This window comes from Arthrobacter sp. B0490 (genome assembly GCF_002929355.1).
Taxonomy (GTDB): domain Bacteria; phylum Actinomycetota; class Actinomycetes; order Actinomycetales; family Micrococcaceae; genus Arthrobacter_D.
Genome location: NZ_PJIR01000006.1, coordinates 86,185 through 108,578 on the forward strand (window position 1 = coordinate 86,185; position 22,394 = coordinate 108,578).

A 22,394-nucleotide genomic window follows, 5' to 3' on the forward strand; every position below is an offset into this window, starting at 1 on the left:
GAGGACGGATGACGACTGGAACGATGGACAGCGGCAGCACGACGGCGGGCAGGCCGCGGCGGCGCCCCCGCCGCGAGGACGTCCGGGCCGGGCTGCTCGCCGCGGCACTCGAGGTCTTCGAGGAGATCGGCTACGTCGCCGCCCGACTCGACACCATCGCCGAGCGCGCGGGTTACACGAAGGGCGCCGTCTACTCCAACTTCGGCTCCAAGCAGGAGCTGTTCGCCACCCTCCTGAGCGAGCGGCTCGCCGACACGGCGGCCGACGTCCTCAGCCAGGTGGACGGGATCACCTCGCTCGACGAGACGGTGCTGCACACGGCGCGCTATCTCGCCCGCGGCGTCGTGCGGGAGCGGCGCTGGCATGCGCTCGTCGTGGAGTTCGCCCTGCAGGCCGGCCGGGACCCCGAGGTGGGCGCCGTGTTCCGCGAGCACCGGCGCACCCGGCGTACCCTGCTCGCGACGACGCTGGCCGAGCGGGCCGCGGCCTTCGGGGCGCCGTCGGACCCCGAGCACTACACGGTCTTCGCGACCATCCTCCTGGCGACGGTCAACGGCATGGCCGTGGAGTGCGCGGCCGATCCCGACGCCGTCACGGAGGAACAGGTGACCGGGAGCATCGCGGCCGTCCTGCGCGCGGCCCTCGCACGATAGGAGGTACGGGCATGGACTGGGAGGTACTGCTGAGGTCGGCGCTCGCGCTCCTCGCCGCCTACGCGCTCTTCCTCCTGGCCCTGGCCGTCCATGCGCGGCGGCACCCCGAGATCCTGTCGATGACCGACGTCCTCCGCCTCGGGCCCGACGTCCTGCGGCTCCTCCGCCGTCTCGCTGCCGACCGCGCCGTACCGCGGTGGGCACGGCTCCTGCTCTGGGCCCTGATGGCCTACCTGGTCCTGCCGATCGACCTCGTCCCGGATTTCCTGCCCGTCATCGGGTATGCGGACGACATCCTCCTCGTGGCCGGCGTGCTGCGCACGGTGGTGCGGAGCGCAGGCGCGGGGGCACTGGAACGGCACTGGCCGGGGTCCGACGCCGGGCTCCGCCTCCTGCGCCGACTGGCGGGCACGGGAGACCCCGACACGCGGAGGTCAAGGCGCAATACTGCGTAACGTAAAGGCGAACGGGCCTTTTCAACGGGCGTAACGTCCTGCGCATGCAGCACTCTCCGGGATCGATCCCCACCCTTGACCTCAGCACCGCACGTTCCGCCGATGGATCCTTCAACCCCGCGTTCATCGACGAACTGCGCGAAGCCGCCCACACCGTCGGCTTCTTCCACATCATCAACTACGGCGCAGCCCCCACCCAGGTGGAGGACCTGTTCTCCGTCACGCGGCGCTTCTTCGACCTCCCGCTCGAGGAGCGGCTGAAGCTCCACAACCGCACCAGCCCCCATTTCCGCGGCTATGCCGGCCTCGGCACGGAGGTCACGCGCGGCCGCCCCGACGCCCGCGAGCAGATCGACTTCTCCCCCGAACGCGAGGCCCTGACCGACTACCCGGCCGACGAGCCCTACTGGCTGCTCCAGGGACCCAACCTGTGGCCGCGTGAGACCCTGCCCGCGCTCGAGGAGCAGGCCATGGCCTGGGCCGGGCTGATGTCCACGGTGGGCGCAGAACTGCTCTCCGCCATCGCCGTCGCCCTCCGCCTGCCCGAGGACTATTTCGCCGAGCCCTTCGAGGGCACCCCGGCGTGGATGGCCAAGCTGGTGCACTACGTGGGCGGCGTCGTCGAGGGTGCCGGATCGCAGGGCGTCGGCGCGCACGCCGACTACGGCTTCGTGACCCTCCTGCTGCAGGACGAGGTGGGCGGCCTCGAGGTCCTGCCGCACAGCGCGAGCGAATGGGTACCGGTCACGCCGATCCCCGGAGCGCTCGTGGTCAACCTGGGCGAGATGCTCGAGGTCGCGACCGAGGGCTACCTCGCAGCGACCATCCACCGCGTCACGGCACCCGCACCCGGCGTGGACCGCTACGCCATCCCGTTCTTCTGGTCCCCTCGCCTCGACGCCGTGATCGAGCCGGTGCCGCTCGCCCAGGACCTGAAGGCCGTCGCCCGCGGGCTCTCGGACGACCCCGAGAACCCCATGCTGTCCTCCTACGGCTCGAACATGCTCAAGGGCCGCCTGCGCGCGCATCCTGACGTCACCGAGATCCACTACCCGGAACTCGCCCGGAGATAGGCCCGGGCCCGCCTCCGGGCGGGAAGCGGTCGGCGCGGTGGAGCGATGCGCCGTCACGACAGAGCGGAACACCGGCGCTGCAGCCCCGACGGGCGACGGCGGCACCCACCGGGGTGCCGCCGTCGTCGTCTGCCACTACGTATCGTCGGGGCGCTGCCAGGCGTCCGCCGTCAGCGCCGCGAGCTCGATGGCCGCGACCCGGTCCTGGATCGCCCGGATCCGGGGGACGTCGAGCTTGGTGGAACGGTCGAAGTTGTAGATGCCGTTCTTCTCCTGGAACGTGTCCGTCAGCTGCGTGTAGCAGTAGCCGAACATGTCGGGGTTGTCGAGCAGCACCGCGCAGAGCCCTTCGAAGCGGTGGTAGAGGTCCTCCTCGTTGGCGACGCGCTGGCCGTAGCCCCAGGACTCGGATTCGTCGTCGCCCGAGACGGCCGCAGCGGCCTCCTCGGCGTTCCACCAGATGCCGCCGAACTCGGAGATGAAGAAGGGCTGGCCGTTGTAGGGCACCGAGTAGTCCTCGTCGTCGTGGTTCCGGTTCAGGTACGGCCTGCCCTGCGCGAGACCGCCCTGCTCCAGCGCGAAGGCCGCCGGGTCCTGCTCGTAGGAGTGCGAGTCGTAGATGTCCGTGGTGGCGACGCGGTGCGAATAGCCGCTGGCGTCGATGACGGGCCGGGTCGGGTCGGCGAGCTTGGTCGCGAGGAACATCCCCTGGGTGACGTCGTCGAGCACCGTGATGCGGTCGTGCAGCTTCTGGTGCGTCTCGTTCAGGGGGCACCAGCCGATGATCGACGGGTGGTTGAAGTCGCGCTGCAGAGCCTCGAGCCACTGCGTGATGAAGCTGGCCGTCGGCGCCTGGTTGTGGCCCACGGTGCCTGCGCCGGAGACGCCCCAGTCGCCGAACTCGCCCCAGACGAGGTAGCCGAGGCGGTCCGCGTGGTAGAGGAACCGCTCCTCGAAGACCTTCTCGTGCAGGCGGGCGCCGTTGAAACCCGCCTCCATGGACAGTGCGATGTCCTTCAGCAGCGCGGCCTCGTCCGGGGCCGTCATGAGGGAGTCCTCCCAGTAGCCCTGGTCCAGGACGAGCTTCTGGAAGACCACTTCGCCGTTGATGAGCACCTTCCTGCCGTCGAGGGCCACCGCGCGCACCGCGGCGTAGCTGAGCACGGTGTCCACGGCCACGCCGTCGGCGTCGAGCAGTTCGACCGTGAGGTCGTAGAGGTGCGGCGTGCCGATCGACCAGGGCACGAAGCGGTCCTCGGGGATGACGAGCTGCAGCTCGGGCGCCAGGTCGAGGTCCGCGGCGACGCCCGCGACGACGACGGTCCCCGCGGCGTCGGCGAGGGTCGCCCGGACGGACTGGCCGGGGCGGTTGTTGGTCACGGGGACGGTGAGGCGGATGCTGCGCGCGGCCAGGTTGGGTGCCATCTGGAGCCGCCGGATGCTCACCTCGGGGACCGCCTCGAGCCAGACGGTCTGCCAGATGCCGGTGGTGCGGGTGTACTGGCAGTGCGTGTTGTCGTACCAGGTGGCCTGCTTGCCGCGGGCCTGCAGGTCGTGCCGGGAATCCCGCGCGCGGACGACGATGACCGCCTCCTCCCCGGGACCGGCCACGCCTGCCAGGTCGGCGGTGAACGGGGTGAAGCCGCCCCGGTGGCGGGCCACCTCGACGCCGTTCACCCACACCGTCGCGTCGTGGTCCACGGCGCCGAAGTGCAGCAGCGCCTTCCGGCCCGCCCACGCGGCCGGGATGGTCACGGTGCGTCGGTACCAGACGGCCTCCATGAAGTCGACGTGCTCGATGCCGGACAGGCGGCTCTCGGGCGCGAAGGGCACGAGGATCTCGAGGTCCAGGTTCCGCGTGGCGACGCCGCGCTCGAGGCCGGAGTCGCCGGCGTCGATCTCGAACTGCCAGGTCCCGTTGAGGTTCAGCCAGTCGGTCCGGACGAACTGGGGCCGGGGGTGTTCCGGCTTGGGCACCGTGGACGAGGTGACGGCGGGGTCGCTGTGCGGCATCGGAACTCCTGGATCGAAAACGTGTCCCAACCAGTGAAGCCAGATCGTGAAGGGCTTCGCCACCTCGGGGCTCGGCGGCCAGTAGCGCTCGGCTTCCTCGTCCCGCACAAGAACGGACGACGGCGTCTCCTCCAGGAGGCGCCGTCGTTCTGCCTTCCCGCCGGTCTATCCGGGGCCGCTGATCCAGCGGATGCGGATGGGACCGCGGACGCCGGGCTCCACGCGGTCCCCGTGCTGCGTCACGTCGACCCGCCCCTCACCGGCCAGCTCGAACGCGATGCGCCGCGCCGCCGGCATGAGGTCCCGCCAGGTGTCCCCGCCGATGCTGCGGGCGGCGTCCGACGGACACAGCGTCTTGTCGGCGCCCCGTAGCTCCGCGATGCGGAGGATCTCGGCGCGGAGCCCGTCCTCGCCTGCCTGCTCAGCCATCGCCGGAGGACTTCCCCGCCGTGCGGTCCGGTTTCGGGTGCATCGCGTCCAGCTCGTCCAGCGCAGCAGTCCAGCGCGCCGTCCGCTCGGCTGCGGACTGCTCCCACCAGGGCGTCCCCCGTTCACCGAGACCCTCCTTGGCCAGCTGGACGGTACGCCGCGCACGCGGCAGTGCTGCGCCGTCGTCACCCTTGGCGCTGTTGCGCACTCCCGAGCGGCCGCGCCCGAGGTGGGACATGAGGCGCGCCTTGACGTCGTCTGGCAGCGACGGGTCGGTCTTCCGCCAGCGGCGCCCGCTGTGGAGGAAGAACCGCTCGTCGTCGGTGGTGTTCGCCGGGTCGACCATCGGCGTCAGCTCGAGGATCCGGGAGGGCCGACGAGCAGCAGCACGGAGAAGACCACGGAGATCCCGGCCACCGCGACGAGCAGGGCGACGAGCGGACTCCGCAGCACCCACGCCTGCACCCGCTCCACGGGGTTCCCGGGCGCCTCGGCCCCCGGAGCGAGCCGCCAGGCTCCGGCGAGCTGTCCGCGCCGCTCGATCCACCGCTCGTACGGGACCGTCGCGAACGGGACGACCGCCGAGGCCAGTCCCAGCAGCCCCGTGAGCACCGACCAGCGCTGGTTGATCCAGACGAACACGAGGGTCACGACGAAGCAGAGGAACACGAACCCGTGCACGGCACCCGCGGGCGGCACGAGGGCCTCGGTGGTCCGGGTGACGTACTTGAGGAACATACCGAGCAGCAGGAAGGCCCAGGTCACCGCCTCGGCCACGGCGACGGTGCGGAAGAGCGTGCGGGGGTTCATGGAGGGCTCCTGGTCGGTCGGTTGCGTCCATTCTCCCATCGGTCGCAGCGGTCCCCGTGCCGGGTGGCCCGGGCCCTGGGCCCGCCCACAGGGCTCGGGCGTTAAAGAAGAAGCAGGCCGGACCGAAGTCCGACCTGCTTCCCCACAGAAGATCTAGTAGAAGATCCGAGCCCTAGAGGGGCTGGATGTTCGACGCCTGAGGGCCCTTGGGGCCCTGCTCGGTGTCGAAGCTGACCTTCTGGTTCTCATCGAGCGAGCGGTAGCCGCTTGCATTGATGGCGGAGAAGTGTGCGAACACGTCTGCGCTTCCGTCGTCGGGAGCAATGAATCCAAAGCCCTTTTCAGCGTTGAACCACTTCACGGTACCTGTTGCCATTTTTTTCATCCTTCTGAAAATCAGACGCACTCCGACTTTCGGAATGCCCCAGTCGCGGCGTGCTGGTCCGCTCTTTCAGAGACGCGGCCTACCCCGCAAGGGCCAGGCCGTGCGAAATACAAATGCGCAACACTACAACTGAGACCACTAAATCAAACACCGGAGGGTAAAGGCAAGCAGGAAGACCAACGATCTTTTTCCGTGACCCTCAGGCAGCCACCGGCAGCATGGCTCCGGCGAGCAGTTCGAAGGACCTGAGCCACGCCTCGGTGGTGCCGGCCTGGGTCGCGACGATGAGCTCGTCGGCGCCGATCTGGGCACCGAAGCGCTCGAGGTAGTCCTGGACGACGTCGGGCGTCCCCACGGCGCTGTAGCGCGCCATGTCGGCCATCTGCTGGCCGCCGGGGGACGCGAGGATCGCCTCGGACTCCTCCCGCGTGAAGGTCTGGCCGCGCCCGAGGAGCAGCGTCACGCGGCGCAACATCGCCTCGTGGAACTCGTGGTGCGCCTCGTTCGCCGTGTCGGAGGCGATGACGTTGACCCCGGCGATGAAGTGCGGCGTCTCGGACTGGGCCGAGGGCTTGAACTCGCGGCGGTAGATCGCGGCTGCGTCCTGCAGGGCCTGGGGGGCGAAGTGGGAGGCGAAGGCGAACGGCAGACCGAGGGCGGCGGCGAGCCGGGCCCCGAAGAGCGACGACCCGAGGATGTACAGCGGCACGTTGGTGCCCTTGCCGGGCGTGGCCTGGACACCGGGGACGCGCGTCTCGCCGGTCAGGTAGCCCTGCAGTTCCAGGACGTCCTGGGGGAAGCTGTCGGCCGACATGGGGTCGCGGCGCAGGGCCCGGGCCGTGGTCTGGTCGCTGCCCGGGGCGCGCCCGAGGCCGAGGTCGATCCGCCCGGGGTGCAGGCTCTCGAGGGTGCCGAACTGCTCGGCGATGGTCAGCGGCGAGTGGTTGGGCAGCATGACGCCGCCGGAGCCGAGCCGGATCGTGGAGGTGTGCGCGGCGACGTGGGCGATGAGCACGCTCGTGGCCGAGGAGGCGATGCTGCCCATGTTGTGGTGCTCGGCGTACCAGATGCGCCGGTAGCCCCACCTCTCCGCGTGCTGGGCGAGCGCCACGCTGGACGCGAACGTTCCGGCCGGCGTCGAGCCCTCGGCGACCTGCGCGAGATCCAGGATGGACAGGGGGACGGACATGGGTGCACCTTCCGGTTCTTGAGCACCACGGCGGGGTGTGCCATGGGTCTTCTGGAAGAACGGTTGCCCGGGCGCATCTATTTCCCGCACCGCCGGGAAGGGATCCGGCCGTGGCACGGCTCACGCCGGAGCCGCGCTCTGACAGACTGGGCGCATGCCGAACAGCGACCTGCCCACCTCCGAAGCCGAACTCCGCGAACGCCAGGACGTCCTCGTCCGGCAGCTCGCCGTCGAGCGGAACACGGCCCGCCTGCAGACCCTCAGCGACGAGCTCGAGGCCGTGCAGCGGCGCCTCGAGCAGGGCCGCGGCGCCTGAGCCGGCATTCCGGCCGGCACGCACCCGGCCAGCACGCACCCGGTCTGCACGAACCCGGTCTGCACGAACCCGTCCTCGCGGGCGTCGTCACGGCGCTCGTCGGGTTCACGTCGTCGTTCGCCGTGGTCCTCGCGGGACTGCGGGCCACCGGGGCGACACCCGAGCAGGCCGCCTCGGGCCTGCTGGCCCTGACGGCCGTCGTCGGGCTCGGGATCGTGCTGCTGGCGCTCCGCTACCGCATCCCGGTCACGCTGTCCTGGTCCACCCCCGGTGCCGCCCTGCTCGCCGGTGCGGCAGTGCCCGCCGGCGGGTGGCCGGCCGCGGTGGGGGCGTTCCTCGTGACGGGCCTCCTGATCGTCCTGACCGGCGCCGTGCCGTGGCTCGGCCGCCTCGTGGCGCGGATCCCCCAGCACCTCGCACAGGCCATGCTCGCCGGCGTGCTGCTGCCGCTCTGCCTCGCGCCCTTCCGGTCGCTCGGCACGATCCCGCTCCTGGTCCTCCCGGTCATCCTGGTGTGGCTGGCCGCCTCCGCGCTCGCACCCAAGTGGGCTGTGCCGCTCGCCCTCGTGACGGCCCTGGCCGTGATCGGGGCGCGTCTCGCCGCCGACGGGACGGCGATCGATGCGTCGTCCCTCGCTCCGTCCGTCGCGTTCACCGTCCCGGCGCTCGATCCCGCCGCCGTCGTCGGGATCGCCCTGCCGCTCTACGTGGTGACCATGGCGTCGCAGAACCTGCCCGGCGTCGCCGTCCTGTCGTCCTTCGGCTACACCGCGCCCTGGCGGCCGGCGCTGGCGGTGACGGGGCTCGGCACGGCCGCCGTCGCCCCGTTCGGGGGCCATACCGTCAATCTCGCGGCCCTGTCGGCCGCCCTGTCGGCCGGTGAGGGTGCCGGCGAGGACAGGGACCGGCGCTGGATCGCCGCCCTCACGGCGGGGGTCTCCTACCTGGTGCTGGCCGGGGCGTCGGGGGCCCTCGTCGTCGTGGTGAGTGCGGCGCCGGCGGGGCTCGTGGAGGCGGTCGCCGGGCTCGCCCTGATCGGCACCATGGCCACGGCGGTGACGGCGTCCTTCAGCGACGCGCGGGGCCGCATGAGCGGGGCCGTGACGTTCCTCCTGGCGGCGTCGGGCCTGTCCGTCCTCGGCATCGGCGGGGCCTTCTGGGCGCTCGTCGGCGGGCTGCTGGTCCGGGCCGTCCTCGAGCGGCCGGCTGCGCGGCCCCGAGGCGCATGATCCCGACGCGCCCGATCCCCGGCCGATCGTGCTTCGTGCCGACCGGGGCCCGTCGGGTCTAGACGGGCGTCGTGGGCGCCTGCGCCTCGTCGCCCTGGGAACGCGCCTTGCGCTGGCGGGCGCGGTCCAGTGCGTTGATGACCGGCGCGGCCGTGATCCCGTGCACCACGATCGAGAGGACGATGACGAGGCCGCCGATGCGCCACAGCGCCGACTCGTCGGCCGTGAACTCGCCCTTCGACAGCGCGTAGGCGAGGTAGTAGATCGATCCGATGCCGCGCACACCGAAGAAGGCCAGGACACCCCGCTCGCGGGGGCCGGTCTTGCCGCGGGAGAGGCTCAGCCAGGCCGATACCGGGCGGACCAGGAGGATGAAGGCGACGGCGACGCCCACTTCCACGGGGCGCAGCCCGTCGAACAGGCCACGGGCCACGGCGCCACCCAGCAGGACGAGCACGACGACGGTCAGGAGGCGCTCGAGCTGCTCGATGTAGCTGTGGAGCACGCCGTGGTAGCCGTGGGTCTGCTCGCCGGCGCGGATGGTGACGGCGCAGACGAACACGGCGATGAAGCCGTAGCCCTCCACGGCCTCGGTCACGCCGTAGGTCAGGAACGTGGCCGCGAGCGCGACGAACCCCTCGGAGTGGTTGGCCAGGCGGACGCTCTTGATGGGCGCCCGGAAGAAGACGCGGCCCAGCAGCATGCCCATCCCGACGCCGAAGGCGCAGCCGATGATGATGCGCCACAGGACGTCGAGCAGGATCCACTCCGGGAACCAGGCGGAGGGGGCTGCGCCGACGGTGCTGATGAGGATCGCCAGGTACACGAAGGGGAACGCGAGGCCGTCGTTGAGGCCGGCCTCCGAGGTCAGGCCGAAGCGCACCTCGTCCTCGGCCTCGAGGTCCTCCTCCGATTCGGACGGCTCCCCCACCTGCACCTCGGATGCCAGGACGGGGTCGGTCGGTGCCAGTGCGGCGGCGATCAGCAGCGCCGAGGCCAGGCCGAGCCCGAGGAGCCACATCCCCATCAGGGTCAGCACGAGGATGCACAGCGGCATCGCGATGCCGAGCAGCCGCCAGGTCGTGGACCACCGGCGCCAGCCGACCCTGCGGTCCAGGGCGAGGCCCGCTCCCATGAGCGAGACGATGACGCAGACCTCGCTGAGGTGGATCGTGACGTCGCTGTACTGCACGGGATCCGGGTCGGGAAGGTCCGGGGAGAAGCTGAACACCAGGATCCCGGCGGCCAGGAACACCATGGGCATGGAGACGGGGGCGCGCATCAGCAGCCGTGGGAGGAGCGCGGCGGCGAACACGGCGAGCCCTGCCGCCGCATAGGTGATGCTTGCTGCTTCGAACACGCGCGCCCTCTTCCGTCCCTGCCGATCATCAGTACCCTTTCCAACAGTAGGGCAGGCACGGGAGGGGTAGGGTCCGACGGCGGAGAGGAGTCAGCCGTAGGAGAATGGGCCGCGCTGTGGCAGGAGAGCGTCGCCGCCGCGTGAGAGCATGGAATTATGCCCATTTCCAGTCACCCCATGGTCGATGTCACCGACATCATCAGGATCGTGGGAGGAGCTGCGTTCCAACGCGGGCAGACCTACGCCAAGGACGGCGCCGTCAGCTCCATCGCGTGGGACGCGGACGCGAAGCTCCTGACCGGTCGGGTGCGCGGGAGCGCGCCCTCCGACTACAGGACCAAGCTCCGCCTCGGGCTGAAGGGCGACGGCCGCTTCCGCCCCCTCGAGAACTTCTGCAGCTGCCCCGTGGGTGCGGACTGCAAGCACGTCGCGGCGACCGCGCTGCAGAGCAACACCGAGAGCCTGCTGGCGAAGCACGAACGCGAGCTCGGTGCCCGGCCGGCCCCGCGACCGTCGGCGCCGGAGGGCTGGCAGGCGTCCCTGCTGGACCTCCTCGGGACCGACGAGGCCCCGCACGTGGTGTCCCCCCTGACGCCCCTCGGGCTGCAGTTCGAACTGCGGACCCCCGAGGTCGCCGTCCAGCGGTGGGGGTCCGCGGCCGAGCGCCAGGGCCAGCGCACGCTCAACACCCGCCTCGGCGTGCGCCCGGTCAGCCAGAACGGCAAGGGCAAGTGGATCAAGAACAACCTCTCCTGGGGCAGCATCAGCTACCAGACCTACGGGTTGAAGCTCGACCCGGAGCAGCACCGCTGGTTCTCGCAGTTCCCCGCACTGCACCGCGGGACCGGGGTCAACTACTTCGGCAACAACGACTCCTGGCTGTACCTCGACGACTTCAGCAATCCGCTGCTGTGGCAGCTGCTGGACGAGGCGCAGCGCCTCGGCATCGCGTTCGTGGGGTCCAAGAAGTCGGTCACGATCGAGCTCGCCGACCAGGCGACCCTGAAACTCGACGCGACCGAGACCGACGACGGCTCGCTCCAGCTGCGTCCGGCCCTCGACATCGACGGGCAGCCACACCCCTCCGACACCGCCCACGTCATCAGCACCCACGGCCTCTACACCGTCGCCCCCGACGACACCGTCACGCTCGCTCCCACCGCGCGGAAACTCACGCCGAAGGACATCGAGCTGCTGCAGCGTGGCCGGGCCGTCGTCGTCCCCGAGGACGAGAGGTCACTGTTCCTGCAGGAGTACTACCCGAAGCTGCGGCAGTCCATCGAGGTGGACAGCAGCGACGGCAGCGTGGAGCTGCCCGAGATCCAGCCACCGGTCCTCGTGCTGACCACCGCGTACGGCGCCGACGGCTCCGTGTCCCTCGACTGGCACTTCGACTACCCGCTCGGCGAGGCCGTGCAGCGCCGGCCGTTCCGCAGGGGCGGCCCCGGCAGCGACGACGGCTACCGTGACGCCGACGCCGAGGACGCGCTGGCCTCGGTCGCCCGCGGTGTGCTCGGAGCCGTCCCGATCAAGGCCCTGAAGCTCGAGGACATGCAGGCCGTGGAGTTCGCGGAGGACGTCCTGCCGAGGCTCATGGAGCTCGACGGCGTGGACGTCGACGTCGTCGGCGAGAAGCCCGACTACCGCGAGCTGACGGAGACCCCGACGCTGCGCATCAGCACGGTGGAGACGGACAACCGGGACTGGTTCGACCTCGGCGTCATGGTGACCGTCAGCGGCCGCACCATCCCCTTCGACTCGATCTTCCGGGCACTCGCCCAGGGCCGGAAGAAGCTGAAGCTCGTCGACAACACCTACCTGTCGCTCGAGCAGCCCGTCTTCGACCAGCTGCGCGAGCTCATCGAGGAGGCGCGGTCCCTCAGCGAATGGGACCCCGAATCCGGCCTGCAGATCAGCCGCTACCAGGCGGGGCTGTGGGCGGACTTCGAGGACCTCGCGGAGGAGACCGAGCAGGCGCAGTCGTGGCGCGACGCCGTCAGCGGACTCCTCGAGCTCGAGGACGTCGAGGCGACCCCCGTCCCCTCCGGTCTCGTCGCGGAGATGCGCCCCTACCAGGCGGCCGGGTTCAGCTGGCTGGCGTTCCTCTGGCGGCACCGGCTCGGCGGTGTCCTCGCCGACGACATGGGCCTCGGCAAGACCCTGCAGGCCCTGGCCCTGATGACCTACGCGAAGGAGAGTGCCGGCCTCGAGGCTCCGTTCCTCGTCGTCGCCCCCACCTCCGTGGTGCCCAACTGGTCCAACGAGGCGCGCCGCTTCGCCCCGGGCCTGAACGTCGTCGCGATCGGCGACACGCAGGGTGCCTCCGGTGTGCCCGTCCGCGAGCAGGTGCGGGGCGCTGACATCGTCATCACGTCCTACACCCTCTTCCGGCTGGACTTCGCCGCCTACCAGGACCTCCCGTGGGCGGGTCTCGTGCTCGACGAGGCGCAGTTCGTCAAGAACCGCGCCTCGAAGGTGCACCAGGCGGCCAAGGACTTCGACGCTCCGTTCAAGCTGGCGATCACCGGCACGCCCATGGAGAACAATCTCATGGAGCTGTGGTCGATGTTCAACATCGTGGCGCCCGGGCTCTTCCCCTCGGCGAGGAAGTTCACGGAGGACTACCGGACCCCCATCGAGAAGATCGGTGACAACCGGCCGCTCGTCCGCCTGCGGAAACGCATCCGTCCGCTGATGATGCGCCGCACCAAGGAGGCCGTGGCCTCGGACCTCCCGCCCAAGCAGGAGCAGGTCCTCGAGGTCGAACTCCACCCGGAGCACCGGCACATCTACGAGACGTACCTGCAGCGGGAGCGGCAGAAGCTCCTCGGGCTGATCGAGGACATGAACCGCAACCGGATGATCGTCTTCCGGTCGCTGACGTTGCTGCGCATGCTCAGCCTCGACGCCTCCCTCGTGGACCCGGAACACGAGGGTGTGCCCTCCGCCAAGCTCGAGGTGCTCTTCGAGAACCTCGACGGCATCATCGCCGAGGGTCACAGGGCGCTCGTCTTCAGCCAGTTCACGTCCTACCTCAAGAAGGCGGCCGAGCAGCTCGACGCGCGCGGCATCGAGTACGCCTACCTCGACGGCTCGACGCGCAGCCGCGGCGACGTGATCGACTCGTTCAAGGACGGGAAGGCCCCGGTCTTCCTCATCAGCCTCAAGGCCGGAGGCTTCGGCCTCAACCTGACCGAGGCGGACTACTGCTTCCTGCTGGACCCGTGGTGGAACCCGGCGTCCGAGGCGCAGGCCGTGGACCGCACCCACCGCATCGGGCAGACGAAGAACGTCATGGTCTACCGGATGGTGTCCAGGGGCACCATCGAGGAGAAGGTCATGAAGCTGAAGGAGCAGAAGGCCAAGCTGTTCACGTCGGTCATGGACGACGACGCCGTGTTCAGTTCCGCGCTCACGGCGGAGGACATCCGGGGCCTGCTGGAGACCTAGCCGGGGGCGGGCGCGGTCAGGCGTCGCTCGTCCGCAGCGCCGGATCCAGCAGTGCGGCGAAGGCCCGGGGCTGCCGGGCGATCCACCAGTGCCCGCCGGGAACGCTCGTCACGGTCAGGTCCTCCACCCAGTCCTCCAGTCCGTCGACGAGGTGCGGGGAGAGGAACGGGTCCTTGAGGGGCACGATGACGTGCACGGGCAGGGTGACCCGCCGCCGTCGGGGTGGCCGGGCGTCCGGGGACATGTTGGTCCGGTACAGGGCGAGGCCGCGCACCGGGTCCGCGCCGACATTGCGCCGCGCCGTCAGCTCGTAGCGGCGCGTCATGCCGTACCGCCAGAGCAGTTCCGGGAGGACCGGCAGCCGGAGGACCCCGACGTACGAGCTGCGCAGCACCTGTCCGACGCCCTGGAGCACGAGCCGGCGGGCCTGGAAGCGGCTCCGCAGCCAGCGCGCGAAGTGGCGCAGGTCCGGCCCCGAGATGCTGGTGTAGTCGGAGATCGCGCCGTCGGAGCGCTCGTCCTGGACCGCCGCCCAGCCCTGGATCGATCCCCAGTCGTGGCCCAGGAGGCGCACACCGCCGGGCCCGCCGGCGCCGACCGCGGTGACGACGGCGAAGATGTCGTCCACGAGTTCCGCGAGGGTGAAGCCCGCGCCGTCGAGGGGGCGTGAGCGGCCGGCGTTCCGCGTGTCGAAGGCCACGAGGTGGTGGGTCGGCGCGAGCTCCCGGAGCACGGGGAGGAAGACGCGGTGGTCGTCGGGATACCCGTGCACGAGGACGACGGTCGGCACGTCCGGTCCGGGGTCGAGGCCGTACTCGAACACGGCGAGGTCGGCGCCCTCCGAACGGATGGTCCTGTGCCGCTCCCGCAATACGTCCATGCGTCCCACCCTAGGGGCTGGAGCCGCGACGGGGGAGGCCGGTCGGCCGCCCGACGCGGCGTCGGGCCGGTCAGGCCCCCGGCGCGGCGTCGCCCGTCCGGACCCTGCCTGCTTCCAGCCAGACGGTGCGGTGTGCCACCGCGTCGGCGAAGGAGGCGTCGTGCGTCGCCAGGACCACGGCACCGCCTTCCCCGGCGCGCTGAACCAGCAACCCGGCGAGCATCGAGCGGGTCGGCCCGTCCAGGCCGGCCGTGGGTTCGTCGAGCACCCACACGGGAGGTCCCGTGGCGAGGAGGCACGCCACCGCGACGAGCCTCCGCTGGACGAAGCCCAGCTCGTACGGATGGGACCGGGCGAGGGAGCCGAGCCCCATCGCCTCGAGGACCTCCACGGCACGTCGGGCGGCGTCGTCCTTCGCCAGTCCGGCGGCGCGCGGACCATAGGCCACCTCGCGCAGGACCGTGCGTTCGAAGAGCTGCTGGTCGGTGTCCTGGAACAGGTAGCCCACCGTGGCGGCGAGCGTGCCCGTCGGCTGGCGGAGGATCGGGAGGCCTCCCACGGTGACGGCCCCGGCGTCCGCCCGGTGAAGGCCGTTGAGGTGCTGCAGCAGTGTCGACTTGCCGGACCCGTTGGGTCCGCGAACGGCCACGATCTCCCCGGCACGGACGGACAGGTCGACGCCGGACAGCCCTGCTCCGCCCGCACGGCCGCCGTCGGGAGCGTGCCCGTCGGGGGCGTCCCCTGCCGGGCCACCGCCGTCGTGTGCGTGGCGGAAGCTCACGCGCGCCACCGCGACGAGCTCGGGAGCCGAGGGGTCCACCGGCGCCGGTCCTGCTCCCTGCTCGGGACGCGGCGGATCCCCCGCGGTGCCGATGCCGTACCGCGGAAGGCCTGCCCGGCGCGCCTCGACCAGCGGACCGTCGAACACGCGGCGCCCCTCGGCGAGCGCGAGGACGCGCGCGCCCTGCGGGGCCGTCCGCGGCAGCATCGGTTCACACACGACGACGCCGGTTCCGTCCCGGCGCAGGCCGGCCAGGGCTGCCGCGACGTCCTGCGCGGCGTCGTCGTCGAGACCCTGGAACGGCTCGTCGAGGACGAGGACCCTCGGCCGCTGGACCACGGCCGAGGCGATCACCGTGCGCTGCAGCTGGCCGCCGGAGAGCCGTCGCGGATCGCGGTGCAGCAGGTCCGTCAGCCGGAGGGCGGCGGCCACCTCCGTGACGAGCCGCCGCAGCTCACCGGCGGGCACGCCGCGGTTGGCCGGACCGAACGCGATCTCCTCCCCGACCGTCGCGGACATCATGGACAGCTGGCCCCAGCCCCCCTGCGCCACGTAGGCCACCCTCGCGCTCCAGGCGGCGGCGTCGATCCGGGGGTCGGTGGACGCGCCGTCGAACCGCACGGTCTCGCCGTCGAGCGTGATGGCGCCACGGAAGGAGGACCCGGCGTCGCCCCCGGTCTGGCCGGCCAGGAGCCTGGCGAGCGTCGTCTTGCCCGAGCCGGACGCGCCGGCGACGATCACGTACTCCCCGGGACCGACCGCCAGGGTGACGTCCGGGAGGAGCGTGGGGCCGTCGTCGTACGCGAACGATCCGCTCTCGAGCGTGATCATGGTGACGCCACGAGCCAGACGGTGGAGAAGACGGCCACCGCGGCCACCATGCAGCGGCGCACCAGACGCTGCCGGGGCGAGTCGGTGTCCGGCAGGTAGCTCGTCCGGACCCCGGGCGACGAGAACCCCCGCGCCTCGAGCATGCGGTTACGCTCGGAGGCGTCCACGAGCAGCCCGATGACCAGCGGCGTCAGGACGGTGAGCAGGGCGCGGAACCGCGAGAGCGGACCACGCCCGACGACGAGGCCGCGCGCCTGCTGCGCACGGGTGATTCGCTGCCCCCGCAGCGCGACGTGGGGTATCAGCCCGACGGCGGAGCCCACGACGAAGACGAGCTTCCGGTTCCAGCCGCGGTGCGTCATCGAGGCGAGCAGTTCGGGGACGTCCAGCGTCATCGCGGCCGTCAGCAGCACTCCCGAGAAGACGCCCATCCGCAGGCCCATGAGGGCGGCGAAGGAGAGGCCCTCGGCGGTCACGCGGGCGATGCCGAGGTCGGCCAGCACCGTGCGGCCCTCGGGGAAGAACAGGCCGTGGAGCAGGAGCGACGAGACCAGCAGCGGCCCGGTGACCAGGGCGATCGCGAGGCCGATCTGCCGGGGCCTGCCGGACAGCAGCACGGCCGGGAGGACGCCGAGGACGAGCACCGCGAGGGAGAACTCCCAGCGGTTCACCACGAGGACGAGCACCACCAGCAGGACCGCGGCGAGCAGTTCGGTCAGCGGGTCGTAGATCCTGCGGCGCGGCATGGTTCAGGCGATGCCGGCGCCGTCCCCGCGGACGGTCGCCGCGGGGCCCCCGGCGGGCTCGGAGGCGGTGCGCTGTCCGAGCACCCGGTGGGTCCGTGCGAAGGGGAACTGGCGGACGGCGCGGGGCGGCAGCGCGTACACGATCAGCGCCACGATGACGAAGACCACGATCTTGTCCAGCGAGTCCGACAGCAGTCCCTGCTTCGTGGCTGCCACCAGCAGCTTGTCCCCCATCGACCGGAAGACCGCGATGATCGCGTTGGTGCCGAACGTTCCCGCCGCACCGAACATGAAGACCGCCACCGGGGCGGCGACGAGCCCGCCCACCGCGCCGACGACGAGGCCCGCGGCGGGTGCGAGGTACACGCGCCGGAAGGCCCCGTACCTCGCGGCGAGGCCCGCGAGCAGTCCGATCAGTGCGGCGCCGGCGGCGAAGGGCAGCGCGAACGGGTTGAAGAGGCCCCAGATGGCGTTGCTGAGCGCACCGGTCGCTGCTCCCGCGGCGGGGCCGGCGAGGACGGCGACCAGGACTGTCCCGATGGCGTCGAGGTAGATCTGCATGCCGAGCGATCCGGCGATCTGACCGATCGCGATGTTGAGGGCGATGCCGAGCGGCATCACGACCAGCGAGCTCGTGCTGAGCATCGGCAGGATCCCGCCGACGAGCAGGGCGCCTCCGCCGAGGAACCCGAAGAGCGTGACGAGGGACGCGGCACTGCCCACCCCGCCGGCGATCTCCACGGGCTGCACGGTCACGAGGAACAGGTAGGTGGCGGCGATGAGGGCCCCGCCGAGGCCGATGAGCAGGCGGCGGGGCCGCTGCCGGGCGGTGGGTGCGAGGGTCAGGGAGCTCACGATAGTCCTAGGGCGCGATCGAGTGGGACGCACCTCATGTCACCTCGGCGCCGGCCGCGCAGCGATGCGGGCAGGTTCCAGTGTACCGGGGGTCAGTGCCGCCGCGGCGGGTGTCCAGACCCGGGGCAACGCCCCCACGGGTCTGGACACCCGAGCCGGGTGCATGCCGGGGACCGCACGGGAAGCACCTCGGCAGGACTGCCCGACGGCACGCCGTCCGACGTCAGCCGTGCATCCTCGCGAGGTCGGACAGGCGGCGGACCATCAGGTCGAACACCGCCGCCGGGTCGTTGCCCGTGACGATCCGGGCATTCGGCGCACGCTTCCACATGCCCGCGACGTCGGCGACCGTCTGCCCGACGGTGAGCGGTGACTCCGTCTCGACGTCGACGGTGGCGAGCCGCTCCTCGAAGCCCGCCTCCCCCGTCGCGACCATGACCGCGAACAGGTCGTGGAGGTGGGCGATGTAGCCCTGGTCGTACAGGCGGTGGAACTCCATGTAGAAGCGGAGCGCGTCCGACAGGCAGGCCACGACGGCGTTGTCGCTGCGGCTGCGGGTCCCGGGCGGGTCGCCGGGCGAGAGCAGCTCCGGCCCGGCACCCGCGGCACGCGCGACGGCGTCGACATGGGCGGGCGTGCACTCGATCCGCTCCGTGGTCTCGAGCGCGCACACCACGGGCAGCTTCTCGAACGGCAACCCCTCGTACGCGGCGAACACCTCCTTGGCGGCATGCGGGTCCACGTGCACGTTCCACTCGGCCACCGGCGTCGTGTTCCCGGGGTGGTGGAACGCCCCACCCATGATGACGAGGCCCTTCAGGAGCATCGGCAGGTCGGGTTCCGCGCGCAGCGCCAAGGCCAGGTTCGTGAGCGGGCCCGTGACCACTCCCGTGATCTGCCCGGGATGGCACCGCACGGCCTCGAGCCAGACGTCGACGGCGTGCCGACCGGAGACACGCCCGCGCGGCGGGGGCAGGACGGCATAGCCGATGCCCTGGTCGCCGTGCGTCTCCTCGGTGGTGACGAGGGGTACCTCGAGCGGCACCTCGCTGCCGATCGCCACCTCGATGCCGGCGTGGCCGCACAGCTCGAGCAGGGCCAGGTTGTTCGCCGCGACCTGCCGGGCCCCGACGTTGCCGGCCGTACAGGTGATCCCCTCCAGCCCGACGCCCGGCGTCGCGAGCAGGTAGAGGAGGGCGACGGCGTCGTCGATGCCGGTGTCGACGTCGAGCAGGAGGCGGTGCCGGCCGCCCTCGGATGCCACGGTCAGTCGGCCGCTGTGGTGCGGAGCAACTGCAGGCGGATGGTGCGGGCCGTCTCCATGTGCGCGCGGGCGATGGCGCGGGCGTCGTCACTGCGCCGCTCCGTGATGGCGCTGATCAGGGCCTCGTGCTCGAGGAGCACCTCCTGCCACCGGGTCCCGACGGACAGGGTGGAGCGCGGCGTGTGGATGAGGTGGGTGGAGAGTCTCTGCAGCAGGTCCATGAGAATGGGATTCCGCGCCGAGGCCCACAGGGAGGTGTGGAATTCGAGGTTGTTGGTGACCTTCGTGGTGTCGTCGGGGTCGACGACGGCGCGGTCGCGGTCCAGCAGCGCCTCGAGGCGCATGATGTCGGCTGTTCCGCGGTTGAGGGCCGCCTGACCGGCAGCTTCCTCCTCGAGCATGACGCGCAGGTCGTAGATCTGGATGACCTCCTGCGGGTCGATCTGCGGCACCTGGAGGCCGCGGGCAGCCCGTTCGAGGAGGCGCTCGTGCTGCAGGCGGCTGAGCGCCTCGCGCACGGGGGTCCGTGACACCCCGAACCGCTCCGAGATGACCACTTCCCGCAGAGCCGTTCCGGGCGGGTGCACCCCGGCGAGGATCTCGCTGCGGAGGACACGGAAGATCGCATCGCCGTCCACGCGCGCCGACAGCTCCGCGGACTCGGCCATGGCGCCCTCCTCGGAGGTCTCGTGGTTCGGATGGTCAGGGTCCATGCCCTGCGGACGGACCGGGCCGGGAGGGAGGCCTCCCGGCCCGGAACCGGAGGGTGGGCGCTAGCTCGCGAGCTGGCGCAGCACGTACTGCAGGATGCCGCCGTTGCGGTAGTAGTCCGCCTCACCCGGCGTGTCGATGCGCAGGACGGCATCGAACTCGATCGGCGATCCGCCGTCGGCCGGGGTGGCGCTGACCTTCACCGTACGGGGCGTGCGGCCCTCGTTGAGCTCGGTGACGCCGCTGACCGCGAACGTCTCCGTGCCCGTGAGCCCGAGGGATTCCGCGTTCTGGCCCGCGGGGTACTGCAGCGGCAGCACGCCCATGCCGATGAGGTTCGAGCGGTGGATGCGCTCGTAGCTCTCGGCGACGACGGCCTTGACGCCCAGCAGCGCCGTGCCCTTGGCGGCCCAGTCACGCGACGAGCCCGAGCCGTACTCCTTGCCGGCGAGGACCACCAGCGGGGTACCCGCGGCGCGGTAGTTCTCGGCGGCGTCGTACACGGCGGCCTGCGGCGCGTCCGGCTGGGAGAAGTCCCGCGTGAACCCGCCCTCGACGCCGTCGAGCAGCTGGTTCTTGATGCGGATGTTCGCGAACGTGCCGCGGATCATGACCTCGTGGTTGCCACGGCGTGAGCCGTAGGAGTTGAAGTCCTTCCGCTGCACGCCCTTCTCGGTGAGGTAGCGCCCGGCCGGCGTGTCCGACTTGAACGATCCCGCGGGCGAGATGTGGTCGGTGGTGACCGAATCGCCCAGCTTCAGCAGGACGCGTGCGCCGTCGATGTCCTCCACGGGGCTCGCCTCGCGCTGCATGCCCTCGAAGTACGGGGGCTTCCGCACGTACGTGGATTCCGGGTCCCAGGCGAACGTGTCGCCCGCGGGCGTCGGCAGGGACTTCCAGCGCTCGTCGCCCTCGAAGATCGTGGCGTAGCTCGAGGTGAACATGCCCTCGTCGATCGAGGAGTCGATGACCTGCTGGACCTCGACGGGGTTAGGCCAGATGTCCTTCAGGAAGACGTCGGTGCCCGCCTCGTCCTGGCCGAGGGGCTCGCTGTCGAAGTCGAAGTCCATCGTGCCGGCCAGTGCGTAGGCGACCACCAGAGGCGGCGAGGCCAGGTAGTTCATCTTCACGTCGGGGTTGATGCGACCCTCGAAGTTGCGGTTGCCGGACAGGACCGCGGTGACCGCGAGGTCGTTGTCCTGGATGGCCTGCGAGATCTCGTCCTCCAGCGGACCGGAGTTGCCGATGCACGTCGCGCAGCCGTAGCCGACCGTGAAGAAGCCGAGCTTCTCCAGGTACGGGATGAGGCCGGACTTCTCGTAGTAGTCGGTGACGACCTTGGAGCCCGGGGCCACGGAGGTCTTGACCCACGGCTTGGACACGAGGCCCTTCTCGACGGCGTTGCGCGCCAGCACGGCGGCGGCGAGCATCACGGACGGGTTGGACGTGTTGGTGCAGGACGTGATCGACGCGATGCTGACGGCGCCGTGGTCGAGCTCGAACTCGCGGCCGTCCTTCATGCTGACGCTGACCTTCTTCGAGGGACGCGAGTCCGGGGCTCCGGCACCGACCGTCTCGCGCGGCTTCGTGTTCTCCTCGGTGACCGACGACGTCGTGCCCGGGGTGAAGGAGGGCGAGTCCGAGGCCGGGAAGCTCTCCTGCGACGACTCGTCGACGGTGCCGCCGGGTGCGAAGTCGAGGTCGGGGTCGTCGGAGTAGTTGCGCAGGTCCTCGCGGAACTGGCTCTTGGACTTGCTGAGCTCCACGCGGTCCTGGGGGCGCTTCGGTCCTGCGATCGAGGACACGACGGTGGACAGGTCCAGTTCCAGGTACTCGGAGAAGCTGATCTCGCGGGAGGGGTCGTGCCAGAGGCCCTGCTCCTTGGCGTACGCCTCGACGAGCGCCACGTTCTCGGCCGGACGGCCCGTGAGTCGCAGGTAGTCGAGCGTGACGTCGTCGATCGGGAACATCGCGGCGGTGGAACCGAACTCGGGGCTCATGTTGCCGATGGTGGCGCGGTTGGCCAGCGGCACGGAGGCGACGCCCTCGCCGTAGAACTCCACGAACTTGCCGACGACGCCGTGCTGGCGCAGTAGCTGCGTGATCGTGAGGACGACGTCGGTGGCGGTGGCACCGGCGGGGATCTCACCGGTGAGCTTGAAGCCGACGACGCGCGGGATGAGCATCGAGACGGGCTGGCCCAGCATGGCCGCCTCGGCCTCGATGCCGCCGACGCCCCAGCCGAGGACGCCGAGACCGTTGACCATGGTGGTGTGCGAGTCGGTGCCGACGCACGTGTCGGGGTAGGCACGGAGGACACCGCCCACCTCGCGGGTCATGATCGTGCGGGCGAGGTACTCGAGGTTGACCTGGTGCACGATGCCCATGCCCGGCGGGACGACCTTGAAGTCGTCGAACGCGGTCTGGCCCCAGCGCAGGAACTGGTAGCGCTCGCCGTTGCGCTGGTACTCGATCTCCATGTTGCGCTCGAGCGCGCCGGCGTTGCCGAAGGCATCGATCTGCACGGAGTGGTCGATGACCATCTCGGCGGGTGCGAGGGGGTTGACGCGCTTGGGGTCGCCACCGAGGTCGACGACGGCCTCGCGCATCGTGGCGAGGTCGACGATGCAGGGCACACCGGTGAAGTCCTGCATGATCACGCGGGCGGGGGTGAACTGGATCTCGGTGTCCGGCTCCGCTGCCGCGTCCCACCCTGCCAGGGCGCGGACATGGTCCGCCGTGATGTTCGCACCGTCCTCGGTGCGGAGCAGGTTCTCCAGGAGGACCTTGAGACTGAACGGAAGGTTCTCGGAGCCTTCGACCGCACTGAGCCTGAAAATTTCGTATTCAGCGCCGGCGACATCGAGTACGCCCTTCGCGCCGAATGAGTCCGCAGTCGTCATGACGTTGGCTCCCTTCAGAGAGATTCGTGGAATAGTCCCATCCTATTCCACGACCCGCGGC

General features: G+C 70.9%; 20 protein-coding genes. 6 read left to right on the top strand and 14 right to left on the bottom strand.

Features of this window, described 5'->3' with window-relative positions; translation table 11 throughout:
• Positions 1 to 8 precede the first annotated feature (8 nt).
• The 3 genes from CXQ97_RS11210 to CXQ97_RS11220 are packed head-to-tail and all read left to right on the top strand — an operon-like array spanning position 9 to position 2,181.
• Positions 9 to 653, top strand: a complete 645-nt coding sequence (locus tag CXQ97_RS11210; RefSeq protein ID WP_181035050.1) for a TetR/AcrR family transcriptional regulator — start codon at positions 9 to 11, stop codon at positions 651 to 653.
• A gap of 11 nt (positions 654 to 664) precedes the next feature.
• Positions 665 to 1,108, top strand: coding sequence for a DUF1232 domain-containing protein (locus CXQ97_RS11215; protein ID WP_104180950.1), 444 nt, complete (start codon positions 665 to 667; stop codon positions 1,106 to 1,108).
• Positions 1,109 to 1,152: 44 nt separating this feature from the next.
• Entirely contained in the window at positions 1,153 to 2,181 is a 1,029-nt protein-coding gene (locus tag CXQ97_RS11220) for an isopenicillin N synthase family oxygenase (protein WP_104180951.1), read from the top strand.
• A gap of 135 nt (positions 2,182 to 2,316) precedes the next feature.
• Here the strand turns inward: CXQ97_RS11220 and CXQ97_RS11225 are convergent, their stop codons facing one another.
• The 6 genes from CXQ97_RS11225 to CXQ97_RS11250 all read right to left on the bottom strand — a co-directional run bounded on the left by CXQ97_RS11225 (position 2,317) and on the right by CXQ97_RS11250 (position 7,007).
• Positions 2,317 to 4,194: a glycoside hydrolase family 2 protein gene (locus CXQ97_RS11225; RefSeq protein ID WP_104180952.1), complete on the bottom strand. Its 1,878-nt coding sequence runs from the start codon at positions 4,192 to 4,194 to the stop codon at positions 2,317 to 2,319.
• Between the two features lie 165 nt (positions 4,195 to 4,359).
• Positions 4,360 to 4,623 (bottom strand): DUF3253 domain-containing protein, encoded by a 264-nt coding sequence (locus tag CXQ97_RS11230; protein WP_104180953.1) that lies wholly within the window; start codon positions 4,621 to 4,623, stop codon positions 4,360 to 4,362.
• On the bottom strand, positions 4,616 to 4,969 hold the full coding sequence (locus CXQ97_RS11235; protein ID WP_104180954.1) for a 2-polyprenylphenol hydroxylase: 354 nt from the start codon (positions 4,967 to 4,969) through the stop codon (positions 4,616 to 4,618). Before CXQ97_RS11235 ends, CXQ97_RS11230 begins: the two co-directional genes overlap by 8 nt.
• A gap of 5 nt (positions 4,970 to 4,974) precedes the next feature.
• Complete coding sequence (locus CXQ97_RS11240; RefSeq protein WP_104180955.1) at positions 4,975 to 5,433, bottom strand: DUF3817 domain-containing protein; 459 nt, start codon at positions 5,431 to 5,433, stop codon at positions 4,975 to 4,977.
• Positions 5,434 to 5,605: 172 nt separating this feature from the next.
• Positions 5,606 to 5,809: a cold-shock protein gene (locus tag CXQ97_RS11245; protein ID WP_026533290.1), complete on the bottom strand. Its 204-nt coding sequence runs from the start codon at positions 5,807 to 5,809 to the stop codon at positions 5,606 to 5,608.
• Positions 5,810 to 6,017: 208 nt separating this feature from the next.
• Complete coding sequence (locus tag CXQ97_RS11250) at positions 6,018 to 7,007, bottom strand: LLM class flavin-dependent oxidoreductase (protein WP_104180956.1); 990 nt, start codon at positions 7,005 to 7,007, stop codon at positions 6,018 to 6,020.
• A 154-nt stretch (positions 7,008 to 7,161) separates the two neighbouring features.
• Here CXQ97_RS11250 and CXQ97_RS20350 point away from each other — a divergent pair, with 154 nt between their 5' ends.
• Positions 7,162 to 7,323 (top strand): hypothetical protein, encoded by a 162-nt coding sequence (locus CXQ97_RS20350; RefSeq protein WP_258062499.1) that lies wholly within the window; start codon positions 7,162 to 7,164, stop codon positions 7,321 to 7,323.
• Between the two features lie 59 nt (positions 7,324 to 7,382).
• The gene (locus CXQ97_RS11255; protein ID WP_306739889.1) at positions 7,383 to 8,552 is read left to right on the top strand and encodes a benzoate/H(+) symporter BenE family transporter; all 1,170 of its coding nucleotides are present in this window, start codon (positions 7,383 to 7,385) and stop codon (positions 8,550 to 8,552) included.
• 58 nt (positions 8,553 to 8,610) lie between these two features.
• Here CXQ97_RS11255 and CXQ97_RS11260 read toward each other — a convergent pair whose 3' ends face one another.
• Entirely contained in the window at positions 8,611 to 9,912 is a 1,302-nt protein-coding gene (locus tag CXQ97_RS11260) for a sodium:proton antiporter (RefSeq protein WP_104180958.1), read from the bottom strand.
• Between the two features lie 156 nt (positions 9,913 to 10,068).
• On the opposite strand from CXQ97_RS11260, the gene CXQ97_RS11265 reads away from it, so the two are divergent.
• Entirely contained in the window at positions 10,069 to 13,362 is a 3,294-nt protein-coding gene (locus CXQ97_RS11265) for an SNF2-related protein (RefSeq protein WP_104180959.1), read from the top strand.
• A 16-nt stretch (positions 13,363 to 13,378) separates the two neighbouring features.
• On the opposite strand, the gene CXQ97_RS11270 is transcribed toward CXQ97_RS11265, so the two are convergent.
• The 7 genes from CXQ97_RS11270 to CXQ97_RS11300 form a co-directional block, all read right to left on the bottom strand.
• Positions 13,379 to 14,242 carry an alpha/beta fold hydrolase gene (locus tag CXQ97_RS11270; RefSeq protein WP_104180960.1) on the bottom strand — a complete coding sequence of 288 codons (864 nt, stop codon included), beginning with the start codon at positions 14,240 to 14,242 and terminating at the stop codon, positions 13,379 to 13,381.
• 70 nt (positions 14,243 to 14,312) lie between these two features.
• Entirely contained in the window at positions 14,313 to 15,854 is a 1,542-nt protein-coding gene (locus CXQ97_RS11275) for an ABC transporter ATP-binding protein (RefSeq protein WP_104180961.1), read from the bottom strand.
• A complete protein-coding gene (locus CXQ97_RS11280) occupies positions 15,851 to 16,600 on the bottom strand; it encodes an energy-coupling factor transporter transmembrane component T (protein WP_104180962.1) in 750 nt (249 codons plus the stop codon). The genes CXQ97_RS11275 and CXQ97_RS11280 overlap by 4 nt, the downstream gene beginning before the upstream one ends.
• Before the next feature lie 3 nt (positions 16,601 to 16,603).
• Positions 16,604 to 17,455: a glycosyl transferase family 9 gene (locus tag CXQ97_RS11285; RefSeq protein ID WP_104180963.1), complete on the bottom strand. Its 852-nt coding sequence runs from the start codon at positions 17,453 to 17,455 to the stop codon at positions 16,604 to 16,606.
• A gap of 223 nt (positions 17,456 to 17,678) precedes the next feature.
• The gene (locus tag CXQ97_RS11290; RefSeq protein WP_104180964.1) at positions 17,679 to 18,719 is read right to left on the bottom strand and encodes a nucleoside hydrolase; all 1,041 of its coding nucleotides are present in this window, start codon (positions 18,717 to 18,719) and stop codon (positions 17,679 to 17,681) included.
• 2 nt (positions 18,720 to 18,721) lie between these two features.
• Complete coding sequence (locus CXQ97_RS11295) at positions 18,722 to 19,432, bottom strand: GntR family transcriptional regulator (protein ID WP_258062501.1); 711 nt, start codon at positions 19,430 to 19,432, stop codon at positions 18,722 to 18,724.
• 60 nt (positions 19,433 to 19,492) lie between these two features.
• Positions 19,493 to 22,333, bottom strand: a complete 2,841-nt coding sequence (locus CXQ97_RS11300) for an aconitate hydratase (RefSeq protein ID WP_104180965.1) — start codon at positions 22,331 to 22,333, stop codon at positions 19,493 to 19,495.
• Between the last annotated feature and the right edge of the window lie 61 nt (positions 22,334 to 22,394).

Bases quoted from the DNA above. Each gene is read 5' to 3' on its own strand.
- CXQ97_RS11210 (WP_181035050.1), top strand. From the start codon at position 9: ATGACGACTGGAACGATGGACAGCGGCAGCACGACGGCGGGCAGGCCG.
- CXQ97_RS11300 (WP_104180965.1), bottom strand. From the start codon at position 22,333: ATGACGACTGCGGACTCATTCGGCGCGAAGGGCGTACTCGATGTCGCC.
- CXQ97_RS11215 (WP_104180950.1), top strand. From the start codon at position 665: ATGGACTGGGAGGTACTGCTGAGGTCGGCGCTCGCGCTCCTCGCCGCC.
- CXQ97_RS11295 (WP_258062501.1), bottom strand. From the start codon at position 19,432: ATGGACCCTGACCATCCGAACCACGAGACCTCCGAGGAGGGCGCCATG.
- CXQ97_RS11230 (WP_104180953.1), bottom strand. From the start codon at position 4,623: ATGGCTGAGCAGGCAGGCGAGGACGGGCTCCGCGCCGAGATCCTCCGC.
- CXQ97_RS11225 (WP_104180952.1), bottom strand. From the start codon at position 4,194: ATGCCGCACAGCGACCCCGCCGTCACCTCGTCCACGGTGCCCAAGCCG.
- CXQ97_RS11235 (WP_104180954.1), bottom strand. From the start codon at position 4,969: ATGGTCGACCCGGCGAACACCACCGACGACGAGCGGTTCTTCCTCCAC.
- CXQ97_RS11240 (WP_104180955.1), bottom strand. From the start codon at position 5,433: ATGAACCCCCGCACGCTCTTCCGCACCGTCGCCGTGGCCGAGGCGGTG.
- CXQ97_RS20350 (WP_258062499.1), top strand. From the start codon at position 7,162: ATGCCGAACAGCGACCTGCCCACCTCCGAAGCCGAACTCCGCGAACGC.
- CXQ97_RS11220 (WP_104180951.1), top strand. From the start codon at position 1,153: ATGCAGCACTCTCCGGGATCGATCCCCACCCTTGACCTCAGCACCGCA.
- CXQ97_RS11265 (WP_104180959.1), top strand. From the start codon at position 10,069: ATGCCCATTTCCAGTCACCCCATGGTCGATGTCACCGACATCATCAGG.
- CXQ97_RS11250 (WP_104180956.1), bottom strand. From the start codon at position 7,007: ATGTCCGTCCCCCTGTCCATCCTGGATCTCGCGCAGGTCGCCGAGGGC.
- CXQ97_RS11270 (WP_104180960.1), bottom strand. From the start codon at position 14,242: ATGGACGTATTGCGGGAGCGGCACAGGACCATCCGTTCGGAGGGCGCC.
- CXQ97_RS11245 (WP_026533290.1), bottom strand. From the start codon at position 5,809: ATGGCAACAGGTACCGTGAAGTGGTTCAACGCTGAAAAGGGCTTTGGA.
- CXQ97_RS11280 (WP_104180962.1), bottom strand. From the start codon at position 16,600: ATGCCGCGCCGCAGGATCTACGACCCGCTGACCGAACTGCTCGCCGCG.
- CXQ97_RS11275 (WP_104180961.1), bottom strand. From the start codon at position 15,854: ATGATCACGCTCGAGAGCGGATCGTTCGCGTACGACGACGGCCCCACG.